Genomic DNA, 26,145 nt, shown 5'->3' on the forward strand with positions numbered 1-26,145 from the left:
CCATAATAAAAAGTATGGCAAATATCTCACAGCTTGCAGGTTTAAAATTAAGAATCTGATGCCGAAAACGACAACAAAACTCTCTATAAGTAATTACTCAATGATCTTTCTAGATAATTCTCGACCAATGGTTGTCCCATTGCACTCCGCTTGCGAAGGTACTTTTTGACTCTTCAGGCCTTTGCTCTACCACTTTTCCCGCCCCAGAGCTGACTCGGAACTCATCGCCATAGACCACAACACCGGAGGCATCTGGTAACGCACTTAGCTCGACCAATTTGCCCGTAGATTTAGACCATATACCATAACAACTGCCCGGAGGCGAAGTGGCTAAGATCCATTCATCGGTTGCTGCAATACTCGCAACGTAGTGATTGAAACGCGCCCACTCTTCAGGCTCAGCTTGAAGATCTTGCATTTCACCACCACGCGTGTGCATGGCGATCAAGGCTGGATACTCATCCGGCTCACCACGATATTGCTGCCCACAAAGCACGGTTTCCGCACCATCATGGGCTAAGTGGCGAATACTCAACTTGTGATCCGGTAAAGAAACCTGATCCAGCAACGCACCATCTTGTGAAAGATAACTTAAGCTCGGTTTCATCGTTTCAAGGTTCAGTGGTTCACGGCCGTTGGTGTGTACGCCACCGACGCCAATCGCTAGTGCGCCGTCAGGCATCATGATCACTTCATGCGGGCCAAGGCCAAAACCTGTTAACTCATCGATTTTTTGATATTGCTTCTGCACATCATAAACACCAATGATCCCGCGACTTGTCCCCCTCTCCCCTTCTGTGGCAAATAGCAATGTGCCGTCATGGGAGTAAACGCCATGCCCATAGAAATGGCGATTTGGCTTTGCTAGTTGCAGTTTGATCATCTGCCCTGAGCGATAATCAAATACCATGAAGAAAGTACCTGGTCGACGACCAAAAACTACGGCGTGGCCTTGTTGGTTGGTTGCTACACCGTGACCACGCTCAGGAATCGGCAATGAAGATAGCGGCATACCATGCTCATCCGCTACCACCGCTGCATATTTATCTCGGCCAATGATAGAGCAGCCGATCAACGCAGGCTCACGTGAGCTTGTTGAAGCACAACCAAATGGCATCATAGGTGTAGCCGCCCCGAATAGAGCGGCTTTCAGTAAGTTTCGGCGGGTTTGATCAGTCACCATCGGTTGCATTAAATCCTATAACCACGCCAAGCTCGATCGCCACTTCTTCGTGAATCAGGTACTTCAATTGCTCTAGCTTATTGTACTGAGCGAGCACCATGCGATAGCCTTCTTTTGTTTGTAGTGCAGCAAACAAGCTCTTATCTTCTGGCCAAGTTTCTAACGCCATTTCAAACTGATGAACAACACGGTCTGCGAGATCTTCATGGCCTTGCTCTCTTAGTAGCGCATCTAGACCATTCCCGTTAGCAAAGTACAACGCTTCCATCCCTTGAAGGTTGGCTTTTAAGTTTGAAAGCGAGGTCTCTGAACGCCACGATTCTGAGAAATACGGGCGAGGCTTGCCAATCTTCGCTAGCGGTCGACTCAACTTCTTCATGCTGTATTCAAGCTGATTAGAGAGCAGTGAAATGTACTCAGATTCCCATTCCGTCATCTCTAGCGATTTCCAAGGATTCTCTGCCCAAGAATCCGCAATGATCTGCGCTTTGTTATCGAGGTTTTCTGCAATCGAAACGCCTGTCGCACAAGTATTGTTGTTGCTAGATAAGGTCGACGCTTTATCGTAAAGCAGCCATTCCAGTGCCCCTAAACCTTGCACGGTGACACTTTGGGTGGAAATATCTTCTGCACTCCAAGCTTGATCAGATTTCGTCAGTACAGACATCTTACGACCAGTGGTGTTCTTTTTATCTGGCCAAAACTGAACATTCCAGCTTTGCTCCAACGCCATAGCAGGGCCACGTTCTTGACCTTGTAACGCCATCCACGCAAGCATAGTTTGATGCCATTGCTGTTTTACTTGTGCATCATCTTTCGACTCTGATGCGCAGTAATCCGCGAAGCGCTGTTCAAGTTCTGTGGTTTGCGCTAAAAACGTCTGAGCTGATTGAAACTCGACCTCGTACACGCTTTGAGAAATATGACTTGTACTCTCAGGCTTGGCAGAGCTCGAACCGATGGTCGATTGGCAACCAACCAAACTTAACGTTGCGGCAATCGCACTCACTAATAGTGTTTTTTTCATGGTTGCTTCCTTATAGAGAATTCAGAAACGCAATCAATGCGTCACGTTCTTTTTGTTCAGTGCTAAGACGTTTTGTTTCGCCGTTTCAGCTTCGCCGCCGTGCCACAACACCGCTTCCATCAGGTTACGAGCGCGGCCATCATGTAGAAAGTAAGTGTGTCCGTTTACTTCTTCGGTATAACCAATGCCCCATAGCGGTGCTGTTCGCCACTCGCGGCCGTTTGCTTGATATTCCGGACGGTTATCGGCTAAGCCTTCACCCATGTCATGCAAAAGCATGTCGGTGTATGGGTGGATAAGCTGCTCAGAAAGCGCTGGTAACTCTGGTCGTTTCGCCGTTTTAACACTGGTCTTGTGGCAGCTTTCACAGCCAGACGCAGCAAAGATTTGCTGACCAAGTTTCACGTTAGGGTCATTGATATTACGGCGAATAGGTACAGCTAAGTGCTGGCTGTAAAACTCTACGAAGTCGAGAATATTTTCACTCACTTCTGGTTTGCCGCCATTTGGCATGTCGTCACAAATGCTTTGTTTCGAGGTACAGTTTTCATTTGGGAATAAATGGCTCGTAAGACCCACATCACCATTAAATGCTGCTGCATTTTGCTGCATTAGCGTCGGTTGTCCTGCTTTCCAGCCAAAACGACCAATCGAGAAGTCGTCCTTCTCAATATCCCACACCTTATTGACTTTGCCTGAGATACCGTCTTTGTCGGCATCTTGTTCATCAACCCAAGCAAGTAGCGTTTCGTCGGGAATACTCTCTAACAAACCAAGGCCGATCATTGGCGGTGCCACGCGTGCTGAGAACTCGGTATCAGGGTGCATATCGCCGTAACCCAGATCGGTAATGTTCAAATGAGGTTTTCTTAGCGTCACCGTCGTACCGTCTTTAAATTTCACTGGGACATCGGTGTAAGTGATTTCGATTTTGCCTTCTGGCGTTTGATCCTGCAGGGCGAAATCTTGAAGCTGACCACCATAAGTCGGCTCAGGTATGCCACCGTCTTTGATGTAGGCTTTCTTTTGTTCTGGCGTCATCGCAGGAATGCTTAAGCGCACTAACATAGACACGGCATGTAAATCATCTTTCTCTGGCGGATGACCACGACCGTCTTTGATGTGACAGTTCTGACAACCATTGGTGTTAAAAAGCGGACCTAGGCCATCACGAGCGTCTGTTGACGCTGGCGCTTGTACCCAAGGGTTGCGGAAAAAGCTGTTACCCACACTAAAATCTAGGCGTTTGCTCATCGGCAGGTTGGCAGCAGGAAGAGAATAGGCATTCGCGCCATCTTTTTTAACACTGGTTTTGCCACCAGACTTAACATCGTAAGCCATGGCAGAAGAAGAAAGGATCGCGGCTAGCGCAGAAATTAGGTATGGCTTCATATCATTGCTCTACATAGACAACAAGGGTGATAACAACGAGCTCAAACGTCAAAAGGGCTCACAAAGAGCCCTTATTTATTATGGTTTTCTTATTAAAACTCGTGGTCAGCAGTATCAGGGCTTAGGCTGTCGATGCCGACAATGCTTGCCGCACGCTCAATCGCACCGGTTTGTGCTACCAACGACATGATGGTGTCGTTTACTAGCGCGTTGCCTTGTGCGTTACCCGCTGCAATAAGTTGGTCAAAGTGCTGGTTGTTCTTCTCTGCAGAAGTCACTAGCTCACCAACTTGGCTACGTGTTGTATCAAACTGCTTTTGAATGTCGGTCGCGGCTCTCTTATCTTTTTGAGCAACAAGATCAGCAATACTTGGACCAGATAGCTCTTTGCCGTTTACACCTTTGTATGTACCTGTGTAAACGTTGTAGATGCCTTGCTCGTTGTAGTAGTGAGAATTATGCGTGTTGTCTGAGAAACAATCGTGCTCGTCTTCAGTTGAGTTCGCTTCTAGTGCCACTTTCATGCGCTCACCCGCTAGCTCACCTAGAGAAAGAGAACCCATGCCGAATAGCATCTTACGTAGACCATTGTCCGCTGAGTCGTTCAGTAGCTCTTCACGGTAGTTACCTTTTACTTCAGCAGACCACTGCTTTTCCATCCACTCAAGGTCTTGAACCAGTAGATCAGCGGCTGCTTTTAGGTACTCTCCACGACGATCACAATGACCATTCGTACACTCAGAGCCAACGACGAAATCAGTGTAAGCACGTTGACCTGCACCCGCGTTAGTGCCGTTTAGGTCTTGACCCCAAAGCAAGAATTCAATCGCGTGGTAACCTGATGCAACGTTTGCCTCAGAACCGCCTACTTCGTTTAGATCCGCTAGCAATTCTGGAGTGATTTTTGAAACGTCCAGTTTAGAAGCACCGATCTGCAGACTTGTGTTCGCGATGATGTTGGCAGCAGCGCCCTCGTTACCCAATTCGTATTGGTAATCAGCCGCTACGTAGTCAATCAAACCTTCATCAAGTGGCCACGCGTTTAACTGACCTTCCCAATCATCAACAATCGCGTTACCAAAACGGAAAACTTCAGACTGTTGGTAAGGCACGCGAGAATCTAGCCAAGCTTGTTTTACTTCTTCAAGCTTTTTCGCTGATGGTGATTGTAGAAATTCGTCGATTTTCACATCAAGCGCTTTCGCTGTTGTTACTGAATCAGCAAATACAGCATGGGCAACGTCCGCGTAATGTTCGACTACTTGTTGTTTAGTTACTGTGGCAGCAACGGTAGAACCACTGGCAATGAGGAGTGATGCAGCAATAGATTGGACTAAAACTTTTTTTGCATTCATCTGAAGCATCCTTGTTGAGCTTTTCAATTATCGTATTGGTAGTGCTAATTATTCTTATTTGCACTTTAGTCTCGAGATAATACAAATTTACAATTTATTTGCAACTCCAGATACAAAAAAACCTCATAAAAATGAGGTTTTTCACAGACTTTATTGTCAGTTTTATCTTTAGGATTAAACCTTTAGGTCATGTTTTCCGTGAGAGACTTTTGCCTTCAGATAATTTTCGTTGCCATCTTTGATATGTGCAGAGGTATTGACAACCTCGCCAATTTCAATTCCGTACTCAGATAACTCACGGATTTTCTTAGGGTTGTTCGTCACGAGGCGGATCTTATTCACGCCTAAAGCTTCTAGCATTTGTGCTGCTTCTGTGAAATCACGCAGGTCATCATCAAAGCCCAAATGGTTGTTAGCTTCGTACGTGTTCATGCCCTGGCTTTGTAAGCGGTATGCATCGATCTTATTGTACAAGCCAATACCACGACCTTCCTGACGGAGATACAAGATGATACCACCGGACTCGCCCATGCGATTGATCGTCTCTTCTAGTTGCTCACCACAGTCACAGCGTGAAGAGTGGAACACATCGCCTGTCAAACACTCAGAGTGCATACGAACTAAAGGCATGTCCTGAGTTTGGTCCGCTTGTTTAAAGATAATAGCAACATGCTCTTTGTCTGTCTTCAGACCATGGAAAGACAGAATTTCGGCATCAATGTTACTTTTTGCCCCGACTTTAAAATCTACTCTGGCACGTACTTCCGCCATATCTATACTCACTCGATTTATTGCTTGATGCGCTTGATGCGTTTTCGTTATTGCATTCATGGGATTTACTCGTTGCTCTTCAACTATGGGGACTGATACCGCATTTTGCAATATAGAGATCACAATTGAGGGCAGTTATCCACTCAAGACAGCAAAAGAGAAACACTCTCCAACTGAACAATTGTTATATTATAACAATTTAAAAAAACTACAATAAAAAACCCCAGACAAATTTTGTCTGGGGTTTCAAGAAGGTCGTTTGGTCTATCTTTTAATGGGTCTGACTGCGCTTCCAAACGGCGAGTTCAATCCAAACTGCTTCGAGTTCTTGGATTTCCTCGTCGGTCAACACGGCGAGCGTTGAAGTAACTTGAGGCAGGTTCGGTGATTGCAATGCACGAATCTGCGAATAGAAGTCTTTTTTAAGTTGTAATATAACTGAATCCACTGCGTGCACCTATGTCGTTCTTTATTACTTATCCAGCTCAAAATTTTTATTTTCTTTATACTGGAAACTTCATAAATTCGGAAAAATGATAACATTCTGCTTGTTAAGTGCACAATTTATTTTTAATAGTGGAATAACGGTCACATTAATTACGCTTCACCATTCGGATCGAACATAAGACAAAAAAGATCAAAAATAGCACAGGAAAGATCCACAACAGCGCCGTGGAATAATTTAATGGTGGTTGATACAGAACAATATTCCCATAACGAGCAACTAGATAGTCCTTTATTTCTTGATCTGAGCTGCCTTCATTGGCCATCGTATACACTTTCAACCTCAGGTCTTTAGCTGCTTGTGCATTAGACTCGACAAGGTTTTGGTTTTGACACTGCGGGCAGCGTAATGTCTTGGCTAACGAGGTTGCGCGCTGTTGCACTTCAACAGAATGAAACTCAAACAGATCAACATTCTGCTCTAAATCCGCACTTCTCGTGAAAGGGGAAAATAGTGTAAATAGGATTAATGTGAGGAGAAGATTATTAAATCGAAACATTCAAATATCCTGAAAATATATCGTTCCATTTCTCTGCCGTTAACTCTCCACGATATTTGATCAATATACGACCATTTTGATCAATCAAGTAAGTTTCTGGTGTTCCTATAACGCCTAGCTCCACAGCGAGCTTTCCATTAGGGTCACTAATTACTTCAATATATGGATTTCGTTTAGAGCTCAAATATTCACGAGCGGCTTGTTTTTGATCTCTATAATTCAGCCCAATAATAGGCACACCGAGTTCTGCTAACTGCAATAATTCTTCATGCTCTCGTTTGCATACTCCGCACCAAGATGCCCAAACATTCAATAATTTATATCCGTCGCTTTTGAACAACTGCTCAGAAACCATGTCATCAGAGATCAGAGAAGTAGAGCGAAAATTAGGTGTCTCTAAATTTCGTTGTGGGGACAATTCAACATGTGGTCGCTCAGACAAAGCCACCGCAGTTACTACAGCAAACACGGCAACAGCCACAACGAGACCTGCGAGTTTAAGCGTATTTCTCGATCGCATTGATAGCCTCTCTCCTTTTCTTTAGGCCGGTTAATAGCGCACCAAACACAGCTAGTAGCCCGCCAGACCATATCCACCAAATACCTGCGCGGTACTGAACTTTAATCGCATAAGCATGAGTGTCGACTTTGTCACCCAATGTCACGTAATAATCACCATGCCATAGTGAACGAATCGCGGGCTCGGTCATATTCATCACTCGCACAGGATAATGACGCTTTTGCGGGTTGAAATTGAGCATGCGGCAATCTTCCAAGTGCAAGGTGATCTGTCCTTGTTCCGCGGTATAGTTCGGCCCCACCAGCCATTCGATACCATGATAATCGATAGTGATCCCCGCCCTTTGTTGAGAACTGCCGGGGTCGACACGTAAATTGTATTCATAAGAGTAGTGACTATTGAATACAGCCCCACTCACCGCCAGTGCAAAACCGATATGTGCCATCACGATTGGCATGAGTTTACGCTTATTGGAACAGCGAAACAGCATAACGAGATGCGCCACAATCACCCAAGTAGCCAACGTTATGGTTAACAATACTTCGAAATGCAGTGCATTCACTGAGAACATAAACCCGATCCCAGAGACTAGAGATAACGCGATACTGATCGCGATATCAGCGCTTACACTCAGCACTGTGCCTTTTGTCCATTTCAGCACCGGCATCAAAGCTAAAGCAATCAGAGCCAGTATGCTTAATGGGAAGATCAGACTATTAAAGTAAGGCGCGCCAACTGAAATGTTCCCTAAGCCGAGCAGTTGATAAACCATCGGATAAAAAGTGCCAAGAAAAACGATGGCAGTCGCAACAACCAGCAGCCCTTTGGCGATGTAAGCAGTGTAAGCTCGGCTCGTTAGAGATTGAAGTTTAAAACGAGGGAGTTGTTCTCCTCGCAAAATCAATACGCCAAAAGTGATGATGACAAGCAAGCTCAATACACCAAGCAGCACCAAACCTTTAGTTGGGTCCACCGCAAAAGCATGCACTGAAGTCAGCACACCAGAGCGCACCACGAATGTCCCTAAAATGCTTAGGCTGAACGTAGCAAACGCCAGTGCGTAGGTGCTCCAAATTGCGCCTCTGCTGCGTGTTGCGACAACACCGCTGTGCAACAAAGCAGTACCAGTAAGCCAAGGTAGTAAAGAAGCGTTCTCCACAGGGTCCCAAAACCACCAGCCGCCCCACCCTAGCTCATTGTACGCCCACCATGATCCCACCAAGATACCCATCGTGAGCGTTCCCCATGCAAAAAACGCTGCGCTTCGAGCAACCACATACCAATCGCTCATCGGTTGTTTACCCAATAGCGCCGCTAATGCAAAAGCTAATATTGCTGCGTAACCGACATAACCGAGATAAAGCAATGGTGGATGAATGATAAGCCCAACGTCTTGCAACATTGGATTTAGATCTCGCCCTTCCGAAGCCAATAATTGGGCATATTCGAACGGGTTAGAGGTCATTAACGTGAACCATGCAAACGTCCCAATCAGAACGTTCATGATTCCTAAACAGTCACCAGTATATTGGGCGTTGAGCGGTGACTTAAATGCAATAAACGACGCCCATAAACTCAAGGTTACGACCCAAAACAACATGGAGCCTTGGTGCCCGCCCCAAGCGGCAGCAATTTTGAATGCTACGGGAAGTTGACTGTTTGAATGCGTAACAACATATTCCAACGCGAAGTTGTCTTGCACGAAGCAGACGATCAGAAGTGCTAAACAAATGATGGAAGCTAAGCTAATGATGTGGGACATCGCGACTTGATGCGGCAATGTCGCCTTCTTACCCATAGCACGACGTAGCCAATGCAGCAACGATGCACAAGTCGATGTTACAGCCACCAATATCAGTAAGAAGAACCCTAGCTCAGCCTCCATTTTTCCCCCTTACACTATGGTCATTTGACCGGCATAGAGAATGAAAGTACGTAGCATAAGTACGCCAACCAAGCTCAACGTCGTGACCACAAAAACGTAACTGCCTTTGTGGCGCACTTCTGAAGGCGTTAACCAATTGAGAGTCAAAGGCGTAATCATGCCGATGAACACTACGCCAACCCAGAACCATTGAGCCCAGAATCCACTCGAAATAGCATTCCAAGCCGCGACTTCGTTCTGACCACCGCTGAAGATCAATCCAGTAAAGAAGGTCACTAAGACAAACAACTCAAACAACACTACTGGGCGTTCAAATCCGTGCACCCAAGACACACTTGGGCTGCTGGTCGACTCTTTAAACACCAAGATGCCGAACATCAAGCATGCCGCTGCACCCGAGGACAAACTAGAGAACAGGAACAAGATTGGCAGTACTGGATTGTTTAGCATTGGGTAAGTCTTCAACGCAGACAATAGAAAGCCAGTGTACGCTGCAAGTACGATGGCTAAGAAGCCCAAGAATAATTCAATTGCGTTGTTGGCTTTCCCCGCCTTAATCAAAATGCCATCGGCAAAATCCAGCAGTTTGCTTGGTAACTTCCCTTCACAGAAGCTGATGATTTGATGGCGGAAGATAACGCCAATCCAAACAAACAGCACTAGCATGTACACTTGGAACAAGATCACGCCCATCGACATCACAGACGTTGGGTTGTAGTAGATCATGATCTTCCAGAACTCTAAAGGCTTGGTTAAATGGAAAATCAAAATTACCAACCCAGCAATGATGCCAAATGGTGCGAGCCAAGCCATCGCTTTCATGATGCCGTTGTTTGCGGGATCACCTTCAATCACTTTGCGTTTTAAATAGATAGAAATAATCACCGCACCCGCTGACATCCCAGCAAGGAATAAGTAAATCGCGATGATCCAATCCCAGACTAACGAGTCAAAGTGGAATGCACTTTCGAAGCCGTTCATGATGACACCTCCCCTTTGCTATGCGGAATTTTGTACAGTTTAGGTTGCGTACCTAAATGCGATTTATAGCGATAGACAACATGGCTTTCGATAGCTTTGCTCACCTCGCTAGTTGGGTCATTTAAATCACCAAAGATGAGTGCTTTTGTTGGGCAAGATTCCACGCAAGCTGGCTGCTTACCTTGCGCTAGGTTGGTATCACGGCAGAAGTTACATTTATCCGCAGAGTGATCGACTGGATTAAAGAAGCGCACTTGGTAAGGGCAAGCAGCAAGGCAATAACCACATCCGACACATTTCTCTTTGTGTACATCCACGATGCCGGTCGCTTCATCTTTGTATGCAGCGCCTGTTGGACAAACGTATACACATGGTGGGTTATCACAGTGCTGACAGGATTCACGAGTAAACTGGTATTCCACATCTGGGAACTCGCCAATCGGTTCACTGCGATGAATTTTAAGTCGCGTTACGCCTTCAGGGACTTTATTTACTTCGCGACAAGCATCGGTACAAGCGGTACAGCCAATGCAGGCATTTTCATCATGAACCATACCCATGCGTTTCGCTTGTTCACGGTTGCTGGCATAAAGAGAGGAGCTAACAACGGAAGTGCCTGCAACGCCTGTAGTTAAAATCAACGCGCCGCTGCCGGCTAAAAAGTTTCTTCTCGAACATTTCATGCTATCTCTCCTCTTCTTTGGCAAGTTCAGGTTCGACGGCAAATTCAGAGTGACAATCCACACACTGCTTGATCAGTTGTTTTCTGTCGTACGACAACGCTTTGGTTTTCGCTGCGTGTACATCGTGGCAATTTGAACAAGTGAGGTTTTTGGCGTGCACATCGTGTGTCCAGTGGATTTCTCTCAGCTGTGTCGGTGCGTGGCAATCCACACATTGGCTGTTGGCTTTAAGAATCATGCTTGGATCAAGGAACACTTTGTCGTGTACCTCTTTCGATTGCGCGGCAGAAAACTTAATCACATCAGGCGCGCCCTCACGATGGTCGGGACCAATGTTGCTATGGCAATTGGTGCAATTAAGTTGCTTCCCTTGGCTGAGTAGAGCTTGCGGGTCATGCGAAAGGTTCAGAGTCTCTTTTGCATCCTTATGACATTGCAGACACTTGTAGTCACGGTCACGGATCAACTCGACTTGATGACGCTCAGCTTGAGCACCTTCAATCGGCTCTGAAGAAGTCGCATGGGCGGCGATGGAGAAACCATAGATGGCAAAGACGAAGAGAAGTTTCAGCATTGTCTCTATGGTCAATTTTATATTGCCCATATTGTTCTTTCCTTAGCTCGATAATAATTGATAACTATTCTCAATTATTTATTTGAGCGACAATTAATTTCCTCTGAAGATATTTTTTAGATCTTCAAATGACATCAATTCTTATTTCGGAAAGCCACAACGCTAAACCTATATTTATAATACCTCTATTATTCATAAGGGGTAGAAACGCCTGCTCAAAAAGCGAACTAAATCACCCTATTTTTAAAAAGGTTAAAACCCAAAGCATTGCAGAACAATGACTTAACAACTACCACTTTAGAGGTATATAAATTCAAACATGACTGAGATCACTGGTGTAAATTGATCTAAAACAAGACAAGATTCACTCACTATTTCATCTATCCAATTAAGCAATATTATTAATCGTAGATCTCCAGTTCTTATTTGGAATAGCTCCTCACAACGCTGCTAATAAAAACGAATATGGAGATAACACTGTGAGCATAAAACACTGGATGAGCGCACCTATTGCGGTTGCGACCTTATTCGCCAGCCAATTATTTTTGGTTGACGCTCCGTTAGCGGCAGAAGAGAAGGATTTTATCGATCCTCGTAACGATGTCTTTGAACAGAACCACCCTGATCAATACCATTCTTGGAAAGCAACATCCGAAAGTGAGCACATTGAAGATGCTCTAAGTGAAGACCCAAACATGGTTATCCTGTGGGCAGGTTATGGCTTCGCGAAAGACTACAACAAAGCGCGCGGTCACTTTTACGCAATTGATGATGTTCGTCAAACCTTACGTACCGGCGCACCGACTGATGAAAAATCCGGCCCTATGCCGATGGCGTGCTGGAGCTGTAAAAGCCCAGACGTTGCTCGCGTGATTGATGAACGTGGTGAAGACGGTTATTTCGAAGGTAAATGGGCACGCTTAGGCTCAGAAATCGTCAACCCTATCGGTTGTTCCGATTGCCACAACACAGGCTCTGAAGCCTTCAAGAAAGGCGAACCTGCGCTAGCACTGACTCGCCCATACGTCGAGCGTGCTTTTGATACTATTGGTAAAAACTTTGATGAACAGTCTCGCCTAGATAAGCAAGCATCGGTCTGCGCTCAATGTCACGTTGAATACTACTTCACCGGCCCAACTAAAGCGGTTAAATTCCCATGGGATATGGGCACCACCGTTAATGACATGGAGAAATACTACGACGCGTTGAATTTCAAAGATTGGACGCATGCCGTATCTAAAGCGCCGATGCTAAAAGCGCAACATCCAGGTTTCGAAACTTGGAGAGCGGGTATTCATGGTAAAAATAAAGTGGTGTGTGTGGACTGCCACATGCCTAAAGTGACCAAAGAAGACGGTACGGTGTACACAGACCACAAAGTGGGTAACCCATTTGATCGTTTTGAAGACACCTGTGCGCAATGCCATACCCAAACTAAAGAGCAGCTACAAGGCATCGTTTCGACTCGCAAAGCGCAAGTACTGAACATGAAGCTAACCGCCGAGAAGCAAATCGTAGCGGCACACTTTGAAGCAGGCGCAGCGTGGAAAGCAGGTGCTACAGAAGCAGAGATGGAGCCTATCCTACAAGATATTCGCCACGCACAATGGCGTTGGGACTACGCGATTGCTTCTCACGGTGTTCACATGCATGCCCCTGAGGTAGCACTTGAAGTACTAGGTACTGCAGTTGATCGCGCCGCTGACGCCCGTACCAAGTTGGTTCGTTTACTGGCCACCAAAGGCATTACTGACCCTGTTCAAATTCCAGATATCTCGACCAAAGCCAAAGCACAACAAGCATTGGGCATGGATATGGATAAGATGAACGCAGACAAGAAACACTTCCTAGAAACAGTAGCGCCAGAGTGGGATAAAGCAGCAGCTGAACGCGAAGCCACGTATTAGTCTAACAAGCAGAGGTAAACCTATAGATACAACAAGGGGCGTACTGAACGCCCCTTTTCTTTATTTCTTTCTTTGTTATCTTTATCTCTTCACCCTCGATTCTTTCGAGAGTAAAAATCGAATGTACTAACGACGAGGAAGCCTCGGTCTAGGTTGAATATTTGGACGTGCTTTAGGCATCTGCACATTTGGACGAGCAACTGGGCGCTGGATCTTCGTTTCCGGTAATGCTTTTCTTTGTTGAACCTTTTCTTTTACCGCTTTGCCTTGTAAAGCCGCTGGCTCAATACGCTCCGGACGATTCTCCCATTTGGTTTGAATCTCTTGTTTTTGCTCGTCAGGCAATGATTGCCAATGATCGTCGAGTTGGCGTTTCATGTTATCGATATTGGCGGACATATCATCGTCTTTCCAATCCTCGACTTTGTCTTTGATGGATTGCTGTTGGTCTTCATCTAAACCATTCCACCACTCTTCCAGTTTCTCTTTGTATTCGTCGTCGTTGTCGCAACAACCCGGATAGTAATAAATCCAGTAGTCGTCATGATCGTACCACCACGGATCGTAATAACCTGAAGAATAATAAACCGAAGAGGAAGAACCAGAATGATCGGAAGAGCTACAACCCGCCAATACAGAGCCGCACAGCAAAACCAATATGCTTAGTGCCTTATTTTTCATTCGTTGCCCACCTTTCCCTCTACTGCTTATTAAATTGTACGCTTACAACAGCTCTTTTGCTTTGTTGATAGAGTTAATGATTTGCACTCTATCTAAATTTGGATCATTAGAATCTAATAATAGTACCCAGGCATCAATCGCTTCCTGAAATCGGAATGACAGAAAATGATCATTTGCGATCAAAGACAAAGCGGCTTCATTGTGCGGTTCTATCTGCAAAGCTTGCTCCAAAAGCAAGCTAACTTCTTGCGTCATTGATTGCTGGTGAATGTAGTACAAGGTCGTCGCTTTTGCGGCAAGTTGCGTGGCACTGACTGGCTCAGTCAGTTGGATCGCGTAATCAAAACAAATCAGCGCGCCATCAAATTCCCCCTCTAGTAGGTAGCCCTGCCCGAGTTGGAACCACAATTCAGCGTTGTTCGGATCTTCACGCAACTGGTCTTGAATCTCTTTCATGATGTCACGAGCAGTCATCATTCGTGACATTTCCGCTTGTATTGATTTAGGCGGAGTTTGATGCAGCAATAAGAAACTGGCACTCGTCACGACAAGTACTAACAGGCAAAAGCCAAACCATTGAGCAGGTTTAACTTTTGATGCACTCAGTGATAAGAGTACGATAAACAGCCCCATCAGAGTGATGGCAGCGAAAAACCAAACAGACATAACACGTCCTGTAAACAAAGATAACGTCAGTGTACGCATTTCTTACTTTAAATGCGTTGATACAGATACAAAAAAGCCGAGCAACTAAGGCTCGGCTTTTCATATCAGGATAACGATGTAAGATTACTCTTCGTTACCTTCCTCTGCATCATCAGCAGCTGGAGCGTCTTGCTGCGTATTTTCGTCTGTTGACTCTAACGCTTCTGCATCTTCATCAGCAGGCAGCTCTTCATCATCAACTTCTTCAATACGTTGCAAACCAACAACTGATTCATCTTCCGCAGTACGGATAAGCGTTACACCTTGTGTGTTACGACCAACTTGGCTAACTTCACCCACACGAGTACGTACTAACGTGCCAGCGTCGGTGATCATCATCATTTCATCACCTTCAACAACCTGGATAGCACCAACTACCGGGCCATTTCGCTCAGAAACTTTGATAGAAACTACACCTTGAGTGCCACGACCTTTTGTCGGGTACTCGCTAAGTGCTGTACGTTTACCATAACCGTTTTCTGTAACCGTTAGGATGTCGCCTTCGTGCGAAGGAACAATAAGTGATACAACTTGGTCATTTTCAGCCAGTTTCATACCACGAACACCAGAGGCGGTACGACCCATAGGACGAACACCTTTAAACTTGATCTCTGGCTGACCATTCTCATCAAGAACTGGTTTACCATTTTCATCAAGTACTGGAATCTCTTCTGCTTCTTTAAAGCGAACCACTTTACCCGCTTTAGAGAACAGCATGATTTCGTTTTCGCCGTTTGTGATATCCACACCGATTAACGAATCGTCTTCACGTAGGTTCACAGCGATTAGGCCGTTTGAACGTACGTTTGCAAACTGGTTCAACGGCGTTTTCTTAACCGTACCGTCACCTGTTGCCATGAAGATGAATTTGTCTTCAGAGAATTCATCAACACGCAGAATCGCGGTAATGCGCTCACCTTCTTCTAATGGAAGGATGTTCACAATTGGCTTACCACGCGCAGTACGGCTCGCTAGAGGCAATTGGTAAACTTTCAGGCGGTATGTCTTACCACGAGTAGAGAAACACAAGATGTTATCGTGGGTATTCGCCACTAGAAGACGCTCGATATGGTCTTCATCTTTCATCTTAGTCGCACTCTTACCTTTACCACCACGGCGCTGTGACTCGTAGTCGCTCAGTACTTGGTACTTAACGTAACCACCGTGAGATAGAGTAACAACAACGTCTTCACGTGCGATCAGCTCTTCCATGTCAATATCATGGCTCGCAGCTGTGATTTCTGTACGACGAGCGTCACCAAAGCCGTCACGAACCGCTTCAAGTTCCTCACGGATAACTTCCATCAAACGCTCAGTGCTCGCAAGGATATGCATGAGTTCAGCGATTTCTTCTAGAAGTGTTTTGTATTCGCCTAGAATCTTCTCGTGTTCTAGACCTGTTAGTTTATGTAAACGTAGATCTAGGATAGCTTGTGCTTGTTGCTCAGTCAGGAAGTACTGACCATCACGAATACCGTATTCAGGCTCTAGCCATTCAGGGCGCGCAGCATCTGTACCAGCACGCTCTAGCATTGCTGAAACGTTGCCTAAATCCCAACCACGAGCGATAAGACCCGCTTTTGCTTCAGCCGGTGTAGGTGCCTTACGGATAAGCTCAATGATTTCATCAATGTTAGCAAGCGCTAGAGCTAAACCTTCAAGGATATGAGCACGTTCACGCGCTTTACGCAGTTCGAAGATAGTACGACGTGTCACAACTTCACGACGGTGATCAACGAAGCACTTCAGCATATCTTTTAGGTTGAATAGCTGTGGCTGGCCATTGTTTAGGGCCACCATGTTGATACCGAAAGTGGTTTGCAGCTGAGTCTGAGCGTAAAGGTTGTTTAGAACTACTTCGCCCACAGCATCGCGCTTACACTCAATAACAATGCGCATACCGTCTTTATCTGACTCGTCGCGCAGCGCACTGATGCCTTCTACTTTCTTATCTTTAACTAGCTCAGCGATCTTTTCGATCAAGCGAGCTTTGTTCACCTGGTAAGGAATTTCAGTGACGATAATGGTCTCTTTACCATTCTTCTCCACTTCGATGTCCGCTTTCGAACGCATGTAGATTTTGCCACGACCTGTTTTGTACGCGTCTACAATGCCTTTACGACCGCTGATAAGCGCCGCCGTTGGGAAATCAGGACCAGGAATGTAATCCATTAGTTCATCAATAGTGATTTCTTCATTATTGATGTATGCAAGACAGCCATCAATCACTTCGCCAAGGTTATGAGGCGGGATGTTGGTTGCCATACCTACTGCGATACCAGAAGCACCGTTAACCAATAGGTTTGGAATTTTAGTTGGAAGAACCGCTGGGATCTGCTCAGTACCGTCGTAGTTTGGTACGTAGTCTACGGTTTCTTTGTCTAGGTCAGCCAATAGTTCATGGGCAATTTTTGCCATTCGAACTTCGGTGTAACGCATTGCCGCAGCAGAGTCGCCATCGATCGAGCCAAAGTTACCTTGACCATCGACCAGCATGTAACGAAGCGAGAACGGCTGAGCCATACGTACGATTGTGTCGTACACAGCACTATCACCGTGTGGGTGATATTTACCGATTACGTCGCCGACAACACGGGCTGATTTTTTATATGGTTTGTTCCAATCGTTGCCTAGTACGTTCATCGCGAATAAAACGCGGCGGTGTACTGGTTTTAGGCCATCACGCACATCTGGAAGAGCACGACCCACGATGACTGACATCGCATAGTCTAGGTATGAACCTCTAAGCTCATCTTCAATGTTTACGGGCGTGATCTCTTTAGCTAAATCGCTCATAGAGCCATTATCCCTCTATTATCTGATCGTAATTACGATACGTGTAAGGTGCAAAAATATAACACACAATTCATCACTTCGGCATCACTTTCCCTCTCCTTTTATCAGGTTGTGAGCTTGGTTATGAATCAAATGTCGAGAATTTGCACACTCATCCCATATCTTTCTGATTAGTGGTTATATTTCGGTCAATATTGAGCAAAATCGGACCCTTTACGCGGAAAAGCGAGGTAAATTCCTTTAACCACACAACGCGAAAATGCAGGTTTTAGAGTTATTGTCACTGGCACCAGTTCAAGGATGAAGCAAAAACAATAGTTAGCGCTTTACAAATTACAGGCACCTGTCTCGATTGCCGCGCCAGTGAACTCTGTCATTGTCCCTTAACTAAGCACATCGAGGTTGTTTGGGTGTAAAACGTTAGAGTATACTGGCGCCCTCTAAAGGACTCAGATTGAATGCAATAAAACCAATTATGACTAAAGCACAAAACGTCGACCCAAGTGAAATTAAGAAATTCGAGGACATGGCTTCTCGATGGTGGGATTTAGAAGGCGAGTTTAAGCCGCTTCATCAAATTAACCCACTTCGTTTGAACTATGTACTTGAAAAAGCAAATGGCTTGTTTGGCAAGCGAACACTTGATGTCGGCTGTGGTGGTGGCATTCTTGCTGAAAGCATGGCAAAAGAAGGCGCTATTGTGACGGGGCTTGATATGGGTAAAGAACCATTAGAAGTCGCGCGACTACATGCATTAGAAACAGGCACTCAACTGACCTACATTCAGAGCACAATAGAAGACCACGCTATAGAAAACGCAGGAACTTACGATGTCGTGACTTGTATGGAGATGCTTGAACACGTTCCAGATCCTCTCTCCGTTATCCGCTCTTGTGCTGCGCTAGTCAAACCCGGTGGTCACGTGTTTTTCTCAACTTTGAACCGAAACATTAAGTCGTACTTATTTGCTATTGTCGGTGCTGAGAAGCTTCTTAAGATTGTTCCTGAAGGCACTCATGAGCACGATAAGTTTATCAAGCCAGCCGAAATGATGAAGATGATAGACCAAACTGACCTGACGGAAATGGGCATTACTGGGCTTCATTACAACCCTCTAAATGATAGCTACAAACTCGGTCGTAATGTAGATGTAAACTACATCGTTCATACTAAAAAATACTGAACGCTGTTGCGTTAAAAAATGTGTTTTGTGATTGACATTTTTTAAAGAAAATGAATCGGAAGCGGTAGCACAAAGTTGCCGCTTTTTTTGTCTTTTTATGGCTAAAATTCGTGCTCTAGATTCCATTTTGACCAAGCCATTTTTCGTAGATAAAAACGGCCAAAGATCAAGGAAAATATTTTTGCATGCGGTTATTTCTAAACCGATCTCGAAACCGTACTTTTAACCATTCAAGTCTGCCCTTTTCTCATCGGTTAGTGTTCACTTACTGATTTTTTTCATTTTGTCAGTTATCCACAAGTCATCCCCGATCTGTACCTTGATAAATCAGTGTAATAGCACTATCTTGTAACCCGCAAACAAATGAACCCCTATATGTTGTGTTTAAGCGACAATATATAGATAGACTTTGATCACAAAGCCGCCGCAAGCTTTACTCATATTGCACATAAACAAACAAAAATACGGCTTTTATCAGTTTTCTTAGGGAAATAAAGCAGAATGAACCAACAACTTACCGTCACCAAGCGTGATGGCCGTAAAGAAAGTATCGATCTGGATAAAATCCACCGCGTTATCACTTGGGCTGCAGAAGGTCTAGATAATGTTTCGGTTTCTCAAGTAGAACTTCGCGCTCACATCCAGTTTTACGACGGCATCACAACGACAGATATTCACGAGACAATCATCAAGTCTGCGGCAGACCTGATCTCTGAAGAGACTCCGGATTACCAATACCTAGCTGCTCGCCTAGCGGTATTCCATCTGCGTAAAAAAGCGTATGGCCAATACGAGCCACCAACGCTTTATGATCACGTGTCTCGCCTCGTCGATATGGGTAAGTACGATCAACATATTCTAGAAGACTACACGAAAGCAGAACTCGACGAACTTGATGCGTACCTCGACCATAAACGCGACCTAAACTTCTCATACGCGGCAGTTAAGCAGCTAGAGGGTAAGTACTTCGTACAGAACCGTGTTACGGGCCAAATTTACGAAAGTGCTCAGTTCTTATACATCCTTGTAGCAGCGTGCTTATTTGCGAAGTATCCAAAAGCGACGCGTCTTGATTACATCAAACGTTTCTACGATGCGACATCGACATTTAAGATTTCTCTACCTACGCCAATTATGTCTGGCGTGCGTACCCCTACTCGCCAGTTCAGCTCATGTGTTCTGATCGAGTGTGGCGACAGTCTTGATTCTATTAACGCAACAGCAAGCTCAATTGTTCGTTATGTATCTCAGCGCGCTGGTATTGGTATCAACGCAGGTCGTATCCGTGCATTAGGCTCAGAGATTCGCGGTGGTGAAGCATTCCACACTGGTTGTATTCCGTTCTACAAGTACTTCCAAACAGCAGTAAAATGTTGTTCACAAGGTGGTGTACGTGGTGGCGCAGCTACTGTGTTCTACCCAATGTGGCACGGTGAAGCACGCTCACTAATGGTACTTAAGAACAACCGTGGTGTTGAAGAAAACCGTGTTCGTCACATGGACTACGGTGTTCAGTTAAACAAACTGATGTACCAACGTTTAGTTGAAGGCGGCAATATTACGCTATTCTCACCATCTGATGTACCTGGTCTGTACGACGCATTCTTCGAAAACCAAGAAGAGTTTGAGCGTCTATACGTGAAGTACGAGAACGATCCTTCAATCAAGAAAGAAACGGTTAAAGCGATTGAAATGTTCACTCTGCTAATGCAAGAGCGTGCATCAACGGGTCGTATCTACATCCAGAACGTGGACCACTGTAATACTCACAGCCCATTTGATTCTGAAGTCGCTCCAGTTCGTCAGTCGAACCTATGTTTAGAAATCGCACTGCCAACGAAACCATTAACTAACGTTGAAGATGACTCAGGCGAGATCGCACTGTGTACGCTTTCTGCATTCAACTTAGGTGCTATCAAGTCTCTAGATGATTTCGAAGAGCTATCCGATCTTGTTGTTCGTGCGTTAGATGCACTGCTTGATTACCAAGATTACCCTCTACCAGCGGCATACAAATCGACTATGAACCGTCGTACGCTAGGTGTTGGTGTGATTAACTTTGCTTACTACTTAGCGAAGAATGGCGTGAAATACTCTGACGGTAGCGCGAACGGCCTAACTCACCGTACGTTCGAAGCAATACAGTACTACCTATTGAAAGCATCTGTAGCACTGGCGAAAGAACAAGGTAAGTGTCCTTCATTCGACGAGACGAACTACGCGAAAGGCTTACTGCCGATTGATACGTATAAGAAAGATATCGATCTAATTTGTGACGAAGCGCTGCACTACGACTGGGACAGCCTACGTAAAGAAATTATGGAGCACGGCCTACGTAACTCAACACTGACTGCACTAATGCCTTCTGAGACTTCTTCTCAGATTTCAAACGCAACTAACGGTATTGAGCCACCACGTGGTTACGTTTCAGTAAAAGCTTCGAAAGACGGTATCCTGAAGCAAGTTGTACCTGAGTTCACAGAACTTAAAGACAGCTATGAACTGCTTTGGAATATCGGTTCGAACGACGGTTATCTACACCTTGTGGGTATTATGCAGAAGTTTGTTGACCAAGCTATCTCTGCTAATACTAACTACGACCCGTCACGTTACGAGACTGGCAAGGTTCCAATGAAGAAACTACTTCAAGACCTGCTAACAGCGTATAAGTTTGGTGTGAAAACGCTTTACTACCACAACACTCGTGATGGTGCGAAAGATGAACAGAAAGACGCTGTTCAACCACAAGATGACGATTGTGCTGGCGGCGGTTGTAAGATTTAATCTTCCCGTACCTAGCGAACCCGTAAAGACAGACTATCGATAACCTCCCCCTTACGGGGAGGTTTAAAAGGAATTGAGGCATTATGGCTTACAGTACTTTTAACCAAAAAAAGAATGACCAATTGAAGGAACCAATGTTCCTAGGTCAATCAGTAAACGTTGCACGTTACGACCAACAAAAGTTTGAGATTTTCGAAAAACTTATCGAGAAACAACTTTCTTTCTTCTGGCGTCCAGAAGAAGTAGACGTATCTAGCGACCGTATCGATTACAACAAACTGCCAGATCACGAGAAGCACATCTTCATCTCTAACTTGAAGTACCAAACGCTTCTTGACTCTATCCAAGGCCGCAGCCCTAACGTGGCACTGCTGCCGCTTGTGTCTCTGCCAGAACTAGAGACTTGGATTGAGACTTGGTCTTTCTCTGAAACGATTCACTCTCGTTCTTACACACACATTATTCGTAACATCGTGAACGACCCTGCGGTGGTGTTTGATGATATCGTTGAGAACGAGCACATTCTGAAGCGTGCAAAAGACATCGCGCACTACTACGACGATTTGATTCAAGCGACGAATGATTACCATCGCTACGGTGAAGGTGAGCATGTCCTTAACGGTGAAACGGTTAAGGTTAGTCTGTACGATCTTAAGAAGAAGCTGTACATCTGTCTGATGTCTGTTAACGCATTAGAAGCTATTCGTTTTTACGTAAGTTTCGCATGCTCTTTCGCTTTCGCAGAACGCGAACTAATGGAAGGTAACGCGAAAATCATCAAGCTGATCGCTCGTGACGAAGCACTTCACTTAAACGGCACGCAGCACATGATCAACCTGCTACGTAACGGTCAAGATGACTTCACTTTCATGCAAATCGCAGAAGAGGCAAAACAGGACTGTTTTGACCTATTCAAAGAAGCGGCTGAGCAAGAAAAAGAGTGGGCAGAGTATCTATTCAAAGATGGCTCTATGATCGGTCTAAACAAAGACATCCTAAGCCAATACGTTGAATACATCACAAATATTCGTATGCAAGCGGTAGGTCTACCAGCAGCGTATCCAGAAGCAACAACCAACCCAATTCCATGGATTAACGCTTGGTTGTCTTCAGATAACGTTCAAGTTGCGCCTCAAGAAGCAGAAATCTCTTCTTACCTTGTGGGTCAAATTGACAATGAAGTTCGCGCAGATGACTTCGAAGGATTCGAGCTGTAATGGCAACACTCAAAATCAACAAACTGATCAGCATTGAATCCAACCCTTCCAATACGATTTTGGAAACAATGGAGCAAGCTGGCCTATTACCAGAATACAACTGCCGTGATGGGCACTGCGGCGCCTGTCGCTGCAAATTGGAGTCTGGTGAAGTGGAGTATGTTGGTTTTGCCATGGCTTACACACAAAGTGATGAAATATTACCTTGTATCTGTAAAGCAAAATCAGATTTGTCACTTAGCGGCGTTAACTACGCGATGAAAGAAAAGCAGCGCGCATAACGTTGACTCGACGGTATAAAATGCAAAAGCCAAGGTAATCACCTTGGCTTTTTTGTCTCTGTGTATTGTCTCTCAGACTACTGTATAGAGCTTTGGTTATAAAGCACTGCTCGGGAGGTGCATCTCTTTAACTTTCTCTAAAAATGCATAATGCGCAAACATCGGTTTACGTTCTAGGTAGCGACGCAACAAGTCTAGTGCTGCCGTGCTGATCACTTTAACTTGATCACTGCGCTGATACTTTTTCGAGAGTTTATATAACGCTCCCCACTCGCCTGACGGTGTCGATAAAGCGACGGAAAAAACGCCCTCTTCAATATGGCCAGTGACGAGTGATAAATCCGTCCCACACTTCTCTCGCGTAGCACCAGCCAGAGCAAACGTTTCTGCTAATGGATCTCCGCTGTTGGCCATCGCTTGAGTCAGGCTCGGTAGTATCCAACCATGCCCTAGTTGTTTTTCAGCGTTTTCATCACCGTTTAGCCAGTACGTTAAGTATCCTCCGCTACTTTTTTCGGAGGTCGACACTGTTAGTCCTTTATCGACCAACAACTGGCCGACATTTTCAACCATAGGTAAATCAATACTAACGGTATTACTCTCAAGGTGTTTATTAATTATCTGTACTAGTTTCAAACGCTGTTCAATCTGATCTGAAGGACCAAAAAGTTTCACTTCAATAAAAGGCAAGTAAGAGCGATACCCTAGCTCATAGTCTTGAGGAAGTTTTAGCTGATCTAGCTTATCTGAAATACCGGATTCAGATAGACCAAACGTGTAGATTCGACTACAACATGAACCTTGAACATCGGGAAACACTCTTCTCAGATCGGGAAGAATTTGCGTCTCTGCCATGAGCTTAAATTCACTTGGTACACCCGGTGTGAAATAAAAAATGGCATCATTAATCAGCATTTTGAAACCGCAAGCAGTGCCTATCGGGTTGTCCAATATCTCTGCCGTTTCTGGCAGCATTGCTTGCTTTAAATTACTGTCCGGCATAGGGATGCCACGTCGAGCATACAAACTTTCTAGATGCTGCAACCACTCTTTGAATAGCACCAGTTTACAATCGGCGGCTCTCGCGGCGGCGGCAGCACTCATGTCATCCGTTGTAGGGCCTAAACCACCATTAACAATAACCACATCGTTGTTAAAGCTGAGCATTAAAAACTCTTCAACCAAACTCGATAGGCTATCACCAACCGTTGAGCGCTTTGTTAAGCCAAATCCATGTTGATAAAACAGGCTAGACAACCATGCCGCATTAGTATCAACAATATCACCGTGGAGGACTTCCTCACCAGTACTAAGCATTGCTATTTTCACAACTGACTCCTGAACGTAAGCACAATCCTATTTTCGTTATAGCGCTTATTTTTCTTTTTATTTGGACAAATCTCGCCGAGGTTTGTTGGGACTAAATAAGGGTCAAGTGTTTAAATGATTGATGTTTTGAGGGATAATTACGAGCCCGAACATACACCATTAACTCGGAGACCTTTGTGTCAAAATCATCCATGTTCAAGACGACTCTAACAGGCCTTTGCTTGGCTTCGTCAGCGCTTGCGCACGCAAGTCACTATGACCTAAGCCGTCATACAGAGTTTTCTTACACACCTGATTGTTTGTCAGGTTACTGCGAAACGACGACTCTGTACACCTTCGAGGCTCAAAATCGCGGTGTTATGTATGAACAGAATAGTGATGATTCGCTAAACCTTGACGCAGGGCTTCAGCCTAAACATCTCATCATCCCTCAAGATAAAGACTGGGATTATCTGATGGGTCAAACCTACACCATTCTAGGTCTCAGTATCGCGACCGTAGGCATGATGACTTTTCTTCCAGAAAGTATCACCAAATGGGACGAAGAAGACCGAGACATGAGTAAGTTGGGGCAAAAGTGGAAAGATAATGTCTCTGACGGCCCCGTTTGGGATCGCGATGAACATGTCCTCAACTACATCATGCACCCATATTTTGGCGGTGTTTACTACACGGCAGCACGTCACGCTGGCTATAATGAATTTCAGTCGTTTTTGTACTCCGCAACTATGTCGACGTTCTTTTGGGAGTATGGCGTGGAGGCGTTCGCAGAAGTACCATCTTGGCAGGATATTTTTATCACACCATTCTTTGGTGCTGTTGTTGGTGAAATGATGTTAACGGCTGAGCAAGACATTATTGCAAACGGCGGCGAAGTTATGGGCTCTGAAACCGCAGGTGATGTTTCGCTCTTCTTCTTAAACCCTGTTGGACATATTCATTATTGGGTAACTGATGCATGGGGCGGTAGTGCAGAACTACAATTCAATTCATCACCTTGGTTTGGAAACCAAGATGTTGCAAAATTCGCCATGGACGCAGGCGCAAACTACGACAGTCAATTTTATGGTGTCGAGTTAAAAGTAACCTTCTAATCCTAAGTTGATACTCGGTAAAAAGCAGCCTTACGATGGCTGCTTTTTTGTGCTCTGAACATTGTTTTAATTATTTGCATCACGAATTAGTGTTAAAAATTGACTTTCATCAAACATTACCCGCCCTTAGCACCTACACTAAATAAAAGGATTTATTCCAATAACTTAAGTAGCACGTTTATTCGTACTGCGTCCAAACCTTGATTCCAGGAGGGGACATTATGAACACCGTATTTATTGTTAATTTTGTCGGACAAGCGTCACCCGCCACGATTAAAGAGCTCGCTGCAATCACACACGAAAACGGCGGGAAATGGCTGATCAGCAAAGTAAACTTTATCGAAGACCAAGTTGCAGGTGTCATCAAAGTAGAGCTTCCAAGAGAAAATGCCGACATCGTTAAACAAGCGTTCTCTTCTTGTCAGACTCTTGTTGTTAGGTTCGTCGACTCTGAGCCTCACTCATATCGTGAAGACACTATCTTCCAACTTCGTTTAGATGCCAACGATAGAGCGGGTATTGTGAATGAAATTACTCACGTTCTCGATAATCAAGGTATCTCAATTTTAGATATGGATTGTCAGCGTGTATTCATTGCAGGAGGCGGAGGGGTAAGCTCTAGCTTATTCAGCGCTAAAATGGCGATAAAACTACCTAGCGAGCTAGAAATTGAAGACATAGCCAATGAGTTAGAATCTCTGAGTGAAGACACTCGTGTAATTGTAGAAAGCTAACTGCATACCTTTAACGCTTCCCCAATAAAAAGAGCAGCAATTCAGCTGCTCTTTGTCGT

Annotated in this window: 22 protein-coding genes and 1 pseudogene; 7 read left to right on the forward strand and 16 right to left on the reverse strand. The window is 45.0% G+C overall.

Annotated features, from left to right (window positions below; translation table 11 throughout):
- Positions 1 to 109 precede the first annotated feature (109 nt).
- The 12 genes and pseudogenes from N646_RS04735 to nrfB all read right to left on the reverse strand — a co-directional run bounded on the left by N646_RS04735 (position 110) and on the right by nrfB (position 11,405).
- Entirely contained in the window at positions 110 to 1,192 is a 1,083-nt protein-coding gene (locus N646_RS04735) for a DUF1513 domain-containing protein (RefSeq protein ID WP_017820460.1), read from the reverse strand.
- Positions 1,173 to 2,210, reverse strand: a complete 1,038-nt coding sequence (locus N646_RS04740) for an imelysin family protein (RefSeq protein ID WP_017820461.1) — start codon at positions 2,208 to 2,210, stop codon at positions 1,173 to 1,175. The genes N646_RS04735 and N646_RS04740 overlap by 20 nt, the downstream gene beginning before the upstream one ends.
- Before the next feature lie 10 nt (positions 2,211 to 2,220).
- Positions 2,221 to 3,602: pseudogene (locus N646_RS04745) on the reverse strand (di-heme oxidoreductase family protein).
- 92 nt (positions 3,603 to 3,694) lie between these two features.
- Positions 3,695 to 4,957, reverse strand: coding sequence for an imelysin family protein (locus N646_RS04750; RefSeq protein WP_017820462.1), 1,263 nt, complete (start codon positions 4,955 to 4,957; stop codon positions 3,695 to 3,697).
- Positions 4,958 to 5,131: 174 nt separating this feature from the next.
- Positions 5,132 to 5,728, reverse strand: a complete 597-nt coding sequence (locus N646_RS04755; RefSeq protein WP_025767283.1) for a GTP cyclohydrolase II — start codon at positions 5,726 to 5,728, stop codon at positions 5,132 to 5,134.
- 271 nt (positions 5,729 to 5,999) lie between these two features.
- Positions 6,000 to 6,176 carry a hypothetical protein gene (locus N646_RS24785; RefSeq protein WP_020480909.1) on the reverse strand — a complete coding sequence of 59 codons (177 nt, stop codon included), beginning with the start codon at positions 6,174 to 6,176 and terminating at the stop codon, positions 6,000 to 6,002.
- 145 nt (positions 6,177 to 6,321) lie between these two features.
- A complete protein-coding gene (gene nrfF, locus N646_RS04765; protein WP_017820463.1) occupies positions 6,322 to 6,732 on the reverse strand; it encodes a heme lyase NrfEFG subunit NrfF in 411 nt (136 codons plus the stop codon).
- Positions 6,719 to 7,252: a DsbE family thiol:disulfide interchange protein gene (locus tag N646_RS04770; RefSeq protein ID WP_017820464.1), complete on the reverse strand. Its 534-nt coding sequence runs from the start codon at positions 7,250 to 7,252 to the stop codon at positions 6,719 to 6,721. Before N646_RS04770 ends, nrfF begins: the two co-directional genes overlap by 14 nt.
- Complete coding sequence (locus tag N646_RS04775) at positions 7,230 to 9,137, reverse strand: heme lyase CcmF/NrfE family subunit (RefSeq protein ID WP_017820465.1); 1,908 nt, start codon at positions 9,135 to 9,137, stop codon at positions 7,230 to 7,232. The genes N646_RS04770 and N646_RS04775 overlap by 23 nt, the downstream gene beginning before the upstream one ends.
- A 9-nt stretch (positions 9,138 to 9,146) precedes the next feature.
- Complete coding sequence (gene nrfD, locus N646_RS04780) at positions 9,147 to 10,118, reverse strand: cytochrome c nitrite reductase subunit NrfD (RefSeq protein WP_017820466.1); 972 nt, start codon at positions 10,116 to 10,118, stop codon at positions 9,147 to 9,149.
- On the reverse strand, positions 10,115 to 10,801 hold the full coding sequence (nrfC, locus tag N646_RS04785; protein ID WP_017820467.1) for a cytochrome c nitrite reductase Fe-S protein: 687 nt from the start codon (positions 10,799 to 10,801) through the stop codon (positions 10,115 to 10,117). Before nrfC ends, nrfD begins: the two co-directional genes overlap by 4 nt.
- Before the next feature lies 1 nt (position 10,802).
- Positions 10,803 to 11,405 (reverse strand): cytochrome c nitrite reductase pentaheme subunit, encoded by a 603-nt coding sequence (nrfB, locus tag N646_RS04790; protein ID WP_017820468.1) that lies wholly within the window; start codon positions 11,403 to 11,405, stop codon positions 10,803 to 10,805.
- A gap of 449 nt (positions 11,406 to 11,854) precedes the next feature.
- On the opposite strand from nrfB, the gene nrfA reads away from it, so the two are divergent.
- On the forward strand, positions 11,855 to 13,282 hold the full coding sequence (gene nrfA / locus N646_RS04795) for an ammonia-forming nitrite reductase cytochrome c552 subunit (protein ID WP_021033971.1): 1,428 nt from the start codon (positions 11,855 to 11,857) through the stop codon (positions 13,280 to 13,282).
- Positions 13,283 to 13,408: 126 nt separating this feature from the next.
- Here the strand turns inward: nrfA and N646_RS04800 are convergent, their stop codons facing one another.
- The 3 genes from N646_RS04800 to gyrA all read right to left on the reverse strand — a co-directional run bounded on the left by N646_RS04800 (position 13,409) and on the right by gyrA (position 17,464).
- Entirely contained in the window at positions 13,409 to 13,963 is a 555-nt protein-coding gene (locus N646_RS04800) for a hypothetical protein (RefSeq protein WP_017820469.1), read from the reverse strand.
- 42 nt (positions 13,964 to 14,005) lie between these two features.
- Positions 14,006 to 14,629, reverse strand: coding sequence for a TPR domain-containing protein (locus tag N646_RS04805; RefSeq protein ID WP_017636127.1), 624 nt, complete (start codon positions 14,627 to 14,629; stop codon positions 14,006 to 14,008).
- 123 nt (positions 14,630 to 14,752) lie between these two features.
- Positions 14,753 to 17,464 (reverse strand): DNA topoisomerase (ATP-hydrolyzing) subunit A, encoded by a 2,712-nt coding sequence (gene gyrA / locus N646_RS04810; protein ID WP_017636128.1) that lies wholly within the window; start codon positions 17,462 to 17,464, stop codon positions 14,753 to 14,755.
- Positions 17,465 to 17,939: 475 nt separating this feature from the next.
- On the opposite strand from gyrA, the gene ubiG reads away from it, so the two are divergent.
- The 4 genes from ubiG (at position 17,940) to yfaE (ending at position 22,929) form a co-directional block, all read left to right on the forward strand.
- Entirely contained in the window at positions 17,940 to 18,647 is a 708-nt protein-coding gene (gene ubiG, locus N646_RS04815; RefSeq protein ID WP_017636129.1) for a bifunctional 2-polyprenyl-6-hydroxyphenol methylase/3-demethylubiquinol 3-O-methyltransferase UbiG, read from the forward strand.
- Positions 18,648 to 19,148: 501 nt separating this feature from the next.
- Entirely contained in the window at positions 19,149 to 21,431 is a 2,283-nt protein-coding gene (gene nrdA / locus N646_RS04820; protein ID WP_017820470.1) for a class 1a ribonucleoside-diphosphate reductase subunit alpha, read from the forward strand.
- Positions 21,432 to 21,514: 83 nt separating this feature from the next.
- Positions 21,515 to 22,648 carry a class Ia ribonucleoside-diphosphate reductase subunit beta gene (nrdB, locus tag N646_RS04825; protein ID WP_005376818.1) on the forward strand — a complete coding sequence of 378 codons (1,134 nt, stop codon included), beginning with the start codon at positions 21,515 to 21,517 and terminating at the stop codon, positions 22,646 to 22,648.
- Complete coding sequence (gene yfaE, locus N646_RS04830) at positions 22,648 to 22,929, forward strand: class I ribonucleotide reductase maintenance protein YfaE (protein ID WP_005376817.1); 282 nt, start codon at positions 22,648 to 22,650, stop codon at positions 22,927 to 22,929. Before nrdB ends, yfaE begins: the two co-directional genes overlap by 1 nt.
- A 96-nt stretch (positions 22,930 to 23,025) precedes the next feature.
- Here yfaE and N646_RS04835 read toward each other — a convergent pair whose 3' ends face one another.
- Positions 23,026 to 24,258: a CinA family nicotinamide mononucleotide deamidase-related protein gene (locus N646_RS04835; protein WP_017820471.1), complete on the reverse strand. Its 1,233-nt coding sequence runs from the start codon at positions 24,256 to 24,258 to the stop codon at positions 23,026 to 23,028.
- Positions 24,259 to 24,449: 191 nt separating this feature from the next.
- Here N646_RS04835 and N646_RS04840 point away from each other — a divergent pair, with 191 nt between their 5' ends.
- Positions 24,450 to 25,352, forward strand: coding sequence for a DUF3943 domain-containing protein (locus N646_RS04840; RefSeq protein WP_031777259.1), 903 nt, complete (start codon positions 24,450 to 24,452; stop codon positions 25,350 to 25,352).
- A 221-nt stretch (positions 25,353 to 25,573) separates the two neighbouring features.
- Positions 25,574 to 26,086 (forward strand): glycine cleavage system protein R, encoded by a 513-nt coding sequence (locus N646_RS04845; protein WP_005376814.1) that lies wholly within the window; start codon positions 25,574 to 25,576, stop codon positions 26,084 to 26,086.
- The last annotated feature ends 59 nt before the right edge of the window (positions 26,087 to 26,145 follow it).

The organism is Vibrio alginolyticus NBRC 15630 = ATCC 17749 (genome assembly GCF_000354175.2).
Taxonomy (GTDB): Bacteria; Pseudomonadota; Gammaproteobacteria; order Enterobacterales; family Vibrionaceae; genus Vibrio; species Vibrio alginolyticus.